This window comes from Acidocella sp. C78 (assembly GCF_907164655.1).
Map to the genome: position 1 here is coordinate 90,717 of NZ_CAJQZK010000009.1, position 9,478 is coordinate 100,194.

The 9,478-nt window shown below is 65.9% G+C and carries 7 protein-coding genes, 1 tRNA gene and 1 pseudogene; 7 read left to right on the forward strand and 2 right to left on the reverse strand.

All coding sequences use genetic code 11. The features are described from left to right. Positions 1–28 precede the first annotated feature (28 nt). The 6 genes from ACIDOCELLA78_RS000000103850 (at position 29) to ACIDOCELLA78_RS000000103875 (ending at position 6,073) form a co-directional block, all read left to right on the forward strand. On the forward strand, positions 29–682 hold the full coding sequence (locus tag ACIDOCELLA78_RS000000103850; protein ID WP_201728455.1) for a hypothetical protein: 654 nt from the start codon (positions 29–31) through the stop codon (positions 680–682). Continuing rightward, entirely contained in the window at positions 679–1,890 is a 1,212-nt protein-coding gene (locus ACIDOCELLA78_RS000000103855) for an LL-diaminopimelate aminotransferase (RefSeq protein ID WP_201728456.1), read from the forward strand. Before ACIDOCELLA78_RS000000103850 ends, ACIDOCELLA78_RS000000103855 begins: the two co-directional genes overlap by 4 nt. Further along, the gene (locus tag ACIDOCELLA78_RS000000103860; RefSeq protein WP_201728457.1) at positions 1,887–3,176 is read left to right on the forward strand and encodes a homoserine dehydrogenase; all 1,290 of its coding nucleotides are present in this window, start codon (positions 1,887–1,889) and stop codon (positions 3,174–3,176) included. Before ACIDOCELLA78_RS000000103855 ends, ACIDOCELLA78_RS000000103860 begins: the two co-directional genes overlap by 4 nt. A gap of 29 nt (positions 3,177–3,205) precedes the next feature. Then, the gene (glpX, locus tag ACIDOCELLA78_RS000000103865) at positions 3,206–4,192 is read left to right on the forward strand and encodes a class II fructose-bisphosphatase (protein ID WP_201728458.1); all 987 of its coding nucleotides are present in this window, start codon (positions 3,206–3,208) and stop codon (positions 4,190–4,192) included. Further along, on the forward strand, positions 4,177–5,961 hold the full coding sequence (gene recJ / locus ACIDOCELLA78_RS000000103870; protein ID WP_201728459.1) for a single-stranded-DNA-specific exonuclease RecJ: 1,785 nt from the start codon (positions 4,177–4,179) through the stop codon (positions 5,959–5,961). The genes glpX and recJ overlap by 16 nt, the downstream gene beginning before the upstream one ends. A 36-nt stretch (positions 5,962–5,997) precedes the next feature. After that, positions 5,998–6,073 (forward strand) — tRNA-Glu (locus tag ACIDOCELLA78_RS000000103875). 481 nt (positions 6,074–6,554) lie between these two features. Here the strand turns inward: ACIDOCELLA78_RS000000103875 and istB are convergent. Both istB and istA read right to left on the reverse strand, forming a co-directional pair. Next, positions 6,555–7,300, reverse strand: a pseudogene (istB, locus tag ACIDOCELLA78_RS000000103880) (IS21-like element helper ATPase IstB). 17 nt (positions 7,301–7,317) lie between these two features. After that, positions 7,318–8,844 carry an IS21 family transposase gene (gene istA, locus ACIDOCELLA78_RS000000103885; protein WP_201727680.1) on the reverse strand — a complete coding sequence of 509 codons (1,527 nt, stop codon included), beginning with the start codon at positions 8,842–8,844 and terminating at the stop codon, positions 7,318–7,320. A 367-nt stretch (positions 8,845–9,211) separates the two neighbouring features. On the opposite strand from istA, the gene ACIDOCELLA78_RS000000103890 reads away from it, so the two are divergent. Beyond that, entirely contained in the window at positions 9,212–9,457 is a 246-nt protein-coding gene (locus ACIDOCELLA78_RS000000103890; protein ID WP_201728460.1) for a hypothetical protein, read from the forward strand. Positions 9,458–9,478 lie beyond the last annotated feature (21 nt).

Here is a 9,478-nt window from a genome sequence, read left to right on the forward strand (position 1 = left end):
AGGTCGAGAGTGCAAGCGAGGAGCCGAAGTGACCTATAGCCAGATTCCGCCCGATCCCGAAACCCCGCGCCGTATCGCGTTTGCCATCATGGCGCTGTCCAGTCTCGCCCTTTCGGGCTGCGCCGCCTACAGCCCCGAAGCACTGCTCCATCGCTACGAGGGGGGGGTGATCAGTTCGGGGCCGCCGCCGGCACCCGGCCTGCGATCCCCGTGGCCCAATCTGGCGACCGTTCCGGCGCGCCCCGTCTCGCTCTCGCCCCAAGCCCAAACGGCGATCCGCACCCGCCTCGAGGCGGCCAATCGCGGTCAGAACAGCCTGGGCGGCCACCATCCGGCGTCGCCGAAGCCGGCCCCGCCCATCCCGCCCGTGCCATCGCTGCGCCTGGGGTTCGCGCCGCGCAGGGCCGTGCTGTCATCGCGGCAGGTTGCGCTGCTGCGCGGGTTCGCAGCCCAGCGTGCCGGCCATCCGGTTCTCGCCGCGGGTTTTGCGCCTGAAAATGCACCAGGAAGCCTGCGCCTCGCTTTGCTGCGCGCGGCCGCCATCGCCAATGCGCTGGAAGCCGCGGGCGTGCCGCCTGCTTCTATCCGGATCGAAGCGCTCGCAGGCGGTCGCGGCGGCGCGGCACAGGTGTTATACCCCCGCGACCCATCCACCACTCCGGACGCCCAGGACCGATCATGACCGAGGAATTTCATCGAATTCGCCGTCTGCCTCCGTATGTTTTCGCAGAGGTCAATCAGGCCAAGGCGGCCGCGCGCAACCGGCGCGAGGACATCATCGACCTCGGCATGGGCAATCCGGACAGCGCGACCCCGCCCCATATCGTGGCGAAACTGGTGGAAACCGTCGCCGATCCGCGCAGCCATCGCTATTCGACCAGCAAGGGCATTCCCGGCCTGCGACGCGCGCTCGCCGCCTATTACGACCGCCGCTTCGGCGTGAAGCTGAACCCGGAGACCGAGGTGATCGCAACACTCGGCTCGAAGGAGGGGCTGGCCAATCTCGCCAACGCGATCACCTCCCCCGGCGACACGATCCTGGTCCCCAACCCGTCCTACCCGATCCATCAGTTCGGCTTCATCATCGCCGGCGCCTCGGTGCGCTCGGTGCCGGCCACGCCGGATGACGAGATGCTGCGCGCGCTTGACCGCGCGGTGCGGCATTCAGTGCCTAAACCGACTGCCCTGATCGTGAATTTTCCTTCAAATCCAACAGCATATCTGGCGACGCTGGATTTTTATAAGGAAATCGTGGCGTTCGCCCGCAAGCACGAGATCTTCATCCTGTCCGATCTCGCCTATGCCGAGATCTATTTCGAAGGCGCGCCGCCGCCCTCGGTGTTGCAGGTCGAGGGGGCGAAGGACATCACGGTGGAATTCACCTCGATGTCGAAGACCTATTCGATGCCCGGCTGGCGGATGGGCTTTGCCGCGGGCAACCCGCGGCTGATTTCCGCGCTGGCGCGGATGAAATCCTATCTCGATTACGGCGCCTTCACGCCGATCCAGGTGGCCGCGACAGCGGCATTGAACGGCCCGCAGGATTGCGTCGAGCAGATGCGCACGCTCTATCGCGAGCGGCGCGACGTGCTGATCAAGGGCCTCGCGCAGGCGGGCTGGGATGTGCCAAGCCCGGCGGGATCGATGTTCGCCTGGGCGCCGATTCCGGAGCGATACGCGCATCTCGGGTCGGTTGATTTCGCGAAACTCCTGCTCGAACGCGCCAAGGTCGCGGTCGCGCCGGGGATCGGATTTGGCGAATATGGCGATGGCCATGTCCGCATCGCGCTCGTTGAAAATACCCACCGGCTCCGCCAGGCGGTGCGCAATATCCGTGCGTTCATGGCGCCAGGCAATGCGCCGAACCCGCAGGAAAGCGTCTCGGCATGAGCGGTGAGCTGTCGGTCGGGATCGCCGGACTCGGGACGGTCGGTGCCGGAGTTTTACGGCTGTTGGAAGAGAATGCCGGCATCATCACCGCGCGGGCCGGGCGGCCGGTGCGGGTGGTGGCGGTGTCTGCCCGTGACCGGACGCGGGATCGCGGGGTTTCGCTTCAGGGTATCCGCTGGGTCGAGGATTCGCTGGTGCTCGCATCTGATCCGGCGGTGGATGTTGTCGTCGAACTGATCGGCGGTGCTTCCGGTGCTGCGCGCGATCTTGTCGAGGCGGCTCTGCTCGCCGGCAAGCCGGTGGTGACGGCAAACAAGGCGCTGATCGCGCAGGCGGGCGGCGAACTCGCCGGGCTGATCCGTGGCGGCCCGGGTATTCGCTTCGAAGCGGCGGTGGCCGGGGGTATTCCGGTGATCAAGGCGCTGCGCGAGGGGCTTGGGGCCAACCGCATCGCCAGCGTGTCCGGCATCTTCAATGGTACCTGCAACTACATGCTCACGCGTATGCGCGACGAAAAAATGGAATTCGCCGACGTGCTCGCCGAGGCGCAGGCGCTAGGCTATGCCGAGGCCGACCCCTCAGCCGATATCGACGGCGTGGACACCGCCCACAAGCTGGCGATCCTCGCGGCCATCGCCTTTGGCCGCCAGGTCGATTTCGGTGCCGTGCATGTCGAGGGCATCCGCCGCATCAGCGCTGTCGATATCGCGTTCGCCGATGAACTCGGCTACCGGATCAAGCTGCTAGGCATCGCCCGCGCCAGCGAAGCGGGGATCGAAACCCGGGTGCATCCCGCGATGGTGCCGGAGCATTCGGCGCTCGCGAAAGTGGATGGCGTGAACAACGCGGTCGTGATCAGCGGCGAGCCGGTCGGCGATATCGTGCTTCAGGGACGCGGCGCCGGGGCGGGGCCCACCGCCTCTGCCGTGGTCGCCGACCTGATCGACCTTGCGCGCGGCCGGCAGACGCCGATGCTCGGCATGGCGCCGGATGCGCTGCGCAGCGCGGCCTCGGTGCCGATGGCGGCGCATCGCGGGGCCTATTGCCTCCGGTTGATGGTGCTCGACCAGCCAGGCGTGATCGCCGACGTGACTGCTGTGCTGCGCGACCACGGCATTTCGCTCGAAACAATGCTTCAGCGCGGCCGCAGCCCGGGCGATGTGGTGCCGGTGGTGATCATCACCCACGAGACGGGCGAGGCCGCGATGGCGGCGGCGCTGGTGCAGATCGCGGCACTTCCGGCGGTGCAGGAACCGCCGGCGCTCATCCGCATCGAACAAGCCTGACCTAAGCTCGACCCAAGGAGACCGCGTAGATGGATAACGCCAAGACCCCGGCCCAGTCGGACCGCAACCTTGCCCTCGAACTCGTGCGTGTGACCGAGGCCGCAGCACTTGCGGCTTCGGCCTGGATCGGTCGGGGCGACAAGAACAGCGCCGATGGCGCCGCCGTCGGCGCGATGCGCCAGGCGTTCAACGCTGTCGCGATCGACGGGCTGGTGGTGATCGGCGAGGGCGAGATGGACGAGGCGCCGATGCTTTACATCGGCGAGCGCGTCGGCGCCGGCGGACCGGAAATGGACATCGCCGTCGATCCGCTGGAAGGCACGACGATCGCCGCCAAGGGCGCGCCGAACGCGATCGCGGTGATCGCTCTGGCCGAGCGGGGCAAATTCCTGCACGCTCCCGACATATATATGGACAAGATCGCCGTGGGGCCGGGACTGCCGGAGGGGGTCGTGGCGCTGGATGCGCCGGTCGAGGAAAATCTCCGCAACCTCGCTCGCGCCAAACGTTGCGATATTTCCGACCTCATGGTCTGCACGCTGGAGCGCGAGCGCCATGCGGAACTCATCGCCCGTTGCCGCGAAGCCGGCGCCCGCATCACCCTGATCGGCGATGGTGACGTTTCCGGCGTGATCGCGGTGGCCCAACCCGAAACAGGGATCGATCTTTATGTCGGGTCCGGCGGCGCTCCCGAAGGGGTTCTTGCGGCGGCGGCGCTTCGCTGCACCGGCGGGCAAATGCAGGGCCGCTTGATGTTCGAGGACGATACGCAGACCGAACGGGCGAGGGGCATGGGCATCACCGACCCTTCGCGCCTCTATCAGGTTCACGAAATGGCATCCGGCAGCGTGATGTTCGCGGCAACCGGTGTCACGACGGGTCAGATGCTGCGCGGCGTTCGCCGCAGCGCTGCGGGTGCGGTGACGCACTCGATCGTGATGCGGTCGAAATCCGGTACGGTCCGCTATATCGAAGCGCATCACAACTTCCAGACAAAGCCGTGGACGCACGTCTGAGCGAGAACCCGCCGGCTTTCGGGGTCGAGCATAGTCTGGCTGGCCGGCGCTGGCTTTGGCGACCCGCCGAGGACCGCATCGCGCAGGCGATCGCCCAGCGTTGCGGCGTCCCCGACGTGGTCGGACGCCTGCTTGCCGGACGCGGCGTGATGCCCGACCGCGCCGCCGATTTTCTCGATCCTACCCTTCGCGCCTATCTGCCGGATCCCTCAGCGCTGACCGACATGGATGTCGCGGCGGCGCGCATCGCCGATGCGGTGCAGCGTGGCGCGACTGTTGCGATTTTTGGCGACTATGACGTCGATGGTGCCTGTTCGGGCGCGCTCATGGCAATGGGGCTTGGTGAACTCGGCGCCCGGACCATCAACTACGTCCCCGACCGGCAACGCGAGGGCTATGGGCCGAACGCGCAGGCTTTGCTCGCTCTGGCGGCGCAGGGGGCTGAACTGGTCGTCTGCGTCGATTGCGGCACGGCAGCGCATGATGCTCTTGCGGCGCTGCGGGGGCGGGCCGACGCCATCGTGCTCGATCACCACAAGAGCCAGGGGGCACCGCCGGCCATCGTCGCGACCGTGAATCCAAACCGGGCCGATGATGAGTCCGGCCTTGGCAATGTTTGTGCGGCGACAATCAGTTTTCTCACCCTTGTCGCAGTGCAGCGCGAACTGCGCCGGCGCGGCTTTTTTGCAACGCGTCCTGAACTTGACCTCATCTCGATGCTTGATCTGGTCGCGCTCGCGACCGTCTGCGATGTGATGCCGCTCAGCGGCCTTAACCGTGCGCTGGTGGCCCAGGGGCTGAAGGTCATGGCGCGGCGGGGGCGGCCGGGTATCGCGGCACTGCTGGATGTTGCCCAGGTAAAGGAAGCGCCCGGCACGATGACCTGTGGCTTCGCAATCGGTCCCCGCATCAACGCCGCCGGCCGTATCGCTGAAGCCGATCTGGGCCTGCGCACGCTGCTTGCCCCGGAATTGGCGACCGCCACAGCACTGGCGCGCCGTCTCGACGAGATCAATCGTGAGCGTCAGGCGGTTGAAGCGGGTCTGCTTGATGAGGCGATGGCTCAGGCCGAAGCGCAATTCGCTGCCGGCGCCTCTGTCGCGCTGGTCGCTGGCGAACGATGGCATCCCGGCGTCGTTGGCATTGTTGCCGGCCGGATCAAGGAGGCTTTCAACCGTCCGGCCCTGGTGGCCGGGATCGCCGAGGGCACGGCGGTCGGATCGGGCCGATCGGTGCCCGGGATCGATCTTGGCGGCGCGATCATTGCCGCGCGCGAGGCGGGGCTGCTGATCAAAGGGGGCGGCCATGCGATGGCCGCAGGGTTCACGTTTGAAGCCGAACGTATTGAAGCCCTGCGTGATTTCCTTGCCGAGCGACTGGCTGCGGCAGCAACGCTTCCCAACGCCCCGGATCTGGCGATCGAGGGTACTGCTGCGGTGGCCATGATCGACGAGACGCTTGCTGCGGCCATCGGCCGGGTCGGGCCGTTCGGCGCTGGCAATGAGGAACCGGTTTTCGTGGTTCCCCGGGCCCGCGTTGTCCGCTCCGACAGGATCGGGCGTAACGAGGGGACGATCCGGGCCATTGTCGAGGGCGAGACAGGTGGGCGGCTGAAAACAATCCTGTTCCGCGCAGGAGAGAATGACCTTGCGGCGGCGCTGAGCCGACCGGGCGGGGAGCCGTTGAACCTCGCCGGTCACATCCGCGCTGAGCAATGGAATGGGCGCACAACGGTCAGTCTGATCCTGATCGACGCTGCACCCGCTTGACCTGCCCTTCCCACTCGGCTACCCAGCCTTCGCGCGGTCCCGTTCGTCTAGAGGCCTAGGACGTCGCCCTCTCACGGCGATAACAGGGGTTCGAATCCCCTACGGGACGCCAAGCTTCACAACCCATTGAATTTACTAGAGTTTATCTAGTGTCGTCCCGCTGAAGTGACACACGTTTGTGCCACCTGTGGGAAGCCATCATGGCGTTGTGTTCTTACGTCGAGAGACGGCGTCTGACCTACTATTTTCGGCTGCGTTTGCCGGTCGGGATCGATGATCTGTTTGGCCGAACGCACCTGATCGCGGTATCCATCCGGTGTGAACCGCCTGCCGGTACGGCAAGGAGGCGTGCATAAGAGCGCTGCTACGAGCTGATTCATGGTAAGGGGCGGCGGGCGGATGGAGATTATCACGGGGGTAGAGCGCCGGCGCCGCTGGCGGGATGAGTGCGGATTCCGGAGAATTCGCCCATGGATTCCGATTTTAATTCGCCCACGATTCCGACGTTTATTCGCCCGGGGATTCCGAGATTTATTCGCCCGGGTAGCGGTCTCTGTGGCTGTTGATTTCGTTGCTCTCCTGTTCTCGTTGGGTCAAGCGGTTTTTGGGGTTTGCTTGCGGATCTTGCGCAGGCTTTCGCCGGTGAGTTCGATGCGGTGGGCATTGTGGAGCAGACGGTCGAGAATGGCGTCGGCGTAGGTCGGATCGCCGATCAGCTCATGCCAATGCGCCGGGGGATCTGGCTGGTGATGATGGTGGCGCGGCGGCCGTAGCGATCCTCGACGATCTCGAGCAGGTCGTGACGGGCGCCGGCGTCGAGTGGAGCAAGGCCGAAGTCGTCGAGGATCAGTAGATTGACGGCACCGAGGGTGCGGATCATCCGGCCGTGACGCCCTTCGGCGCGGGCGACCGCGAGTTCTGCGAAGAGTTTGGGGGCGCGCTGATAGAGCACGGTCCTGTCATCGCGACATGCCTTGTGACCGAGGGCACAGGCCAGCCACGATTTTCCGACCCCTGTCGGCCCGCTCAGGACGAGATTGTCGTGCGCGTCGATCCACTCACCCTGGATCAGCTTCTGGAACAGAGCCCGATCGAGGCCGCGGGCACTCCGGTAATCGACATCCTCGATTGCAGCGTCATGGCGCAGCCTGGCATGGCGCAGCCTTGTGCTCAACCGCTTGTCACGTCGGACGGTGATCTCGCGGTCGAGCAGAAGACCGAGCCATTCGGCGTGACTGAGGCTGGGGGTTTCGGGATTGGCGTGCAGCTCGGTGAACGCGCGGGCCATGCCTGCAAGACCGAGCTGGTGGATCTGATCGAGGGTCGGATGGTTCAGCATGAGGCTTCTCCTTGTCATCAGTGGAAATATCCGCCGCCCCGGATGTTGGGGTGGCGGATCGGGGTGGGATCGGGACTGGCGGTGCCGGCGGCTCGCTCCAGCCGGTTATCGAGGATGGATTTGACCGAGCCGTAGGTCAGGGTGCCGATGGTGAGCGCGCGCTCGGCCGCGGCATCGAGCCGGTCGGCGCCAACACTGCGGGCCAGGCGAAGGATGCCGATGCAGGCGCGGAACCCCTGCTCCGGATGAGGCCGGCGTTCGAGGATCAGGGTGCAGAGTGTCGCGACCGAGGGACCAAGCCGTGCGGCTTCCTGATGGATCCGTGCGATGGTCCAGTCGCCATAACGCCGGTGGCTCGAGGGCATGTGCTCGGCGATCGTCGTGTGTTTGCCGTTACCCGGCCTGCGTGCGTGCACGGCGATCCGTTCGCCACGGAGAAAGATCTCGACCGTGCGCACGGTGAACCGGGCCTCGACCTCGGCGCGGGCGTGCCGGTAGGGGACGGAGTAAAAATGCTTCTCGATCTCGACGTGATAATCGATGCCGACCCGCCGGCGCCGCCATTGCGCCAGCACATAGGGTTCGGCCGGCAGTTCCTTCAGCGCGGGACGATCGAGTGTTTCCAGCAGATGCCGTCTTGTCGCCCCCAGGCGACGGACGACCCGCTCCTCGTTCAGCCAGCGGCAGAATTCAGCGATCGCGGCATTCAGTTCGGCGAGGCCGTAAAATGCCCGGTTGCGCAGCTTGCCCAGCAGCCACCGCTCCGCCAGCAAAACCGCCACCTCGACCTTCGCCTTGTCACGCGGCCGCCGCGGCCGCGCCGGGAGAATGGCCGTGCCGTAATGGCGCGCCATATCGGTGTAGGTCCGGTTGACCTGTGGATCGTAGAGGCAGGCGCGGATGATCGCGACCCTGGCGTTGTCGGGCACCAGCAGCGCCGGCACGCCGCCAATTGCTGCCAGAGTGCGATTATGCGCCTCGATCCAGTCCGGCAGGGTCTGGGTCCAGGTCGCCTCAGCATAGGTGAAGCTCGATGCGCCGAGAACGGCGACGAAGATCTGGGCCGCACGCGTCTCGCCGGTGAGCCGGTCGATCACCACCGGCACCGTGTCGCCGGCATAATCGACGAACAGCTTCTCGCCCGATGCGTGGGTCTGGCGCATCGTCACCGGTAGCCGGGCTTCCCAGCTCCGGTAGAGCTCGCAGAACCGGCTGTAGCGATACCCATCCGGGTGCTCGGCAATATACTCGTCCCACAGGATCGACAGCGTCACGTGCTTGCGCTGCAACTCGCGGCGGATACGCCCCCAGTCCGGCTCATCCACACGTCGATGCCCCGGCCGCTTGCCCACCGCGCCGTCGAACAAGCGCCTTTCCAATGCCGCTTCGGACAGCGCCAGAGCCCCTGGCCCATCGAGCCCGGCCGCCTCCAGTCGCCGCAGCGTCAAGCGCACCGTCGATGCCGCAACCCCGACCCGGATCCCCACCTGGCGGGTCGAAAGCCCCGCCATCCTCAATCTGACAATCTCGCGCACATCGCGCATCGCAATCCGCTCCACTGGCATTCATCCGCTCCCTCGATCAGCCAAAGGGAGGGAACCTGAACCAGCCAGCAGAGACCTCAAGCCAACCCGGCCAACCCCGCCCGCCTGGGCGAATAAAAGTCGGAACAGGTGGGCGAATTAATCTCGGAATAGGTGGGCGAATAATTCCCGGAATCCCGGGCGAGTTAATCTCGGGAATCCCGGGCGAATTGAGCCCGGAATCAGCACGGGATGAGGACAAGCTTCGGATTGTGGCGGAGGCTGAGGCGCCGGGTGCGGTGTTTGCGCTGGTTGCGCGCGGCACGCGATTTCGAGAGGGCAATTGTGGAAGTGGCGCGGTCAGGTTCGGCGTGGTGAGTTGGTGCCGGTGCCGATGGTACCGGAATTCATTCCGGTGCGGGTAATGGCGAGTGCGGCACTGTCGATGCCGCGGGCGGCAGGCAAGTCAGCTTCGGTGAACGACGCGAGCGTTGATCCGATGTCGCAGAGGCGAGCCACGCGATGCGATGCGAGCCGGATCGAGATCGTGCTGCCGGACGGGACGTGTGTTCGGTTTGATGATGGAGTTGGGGTTGCCGCCTTGCGTCGGGTGCTGACGGCGGTGCGGCGGTGATCCCGGTCTCGGCCGGTGTGC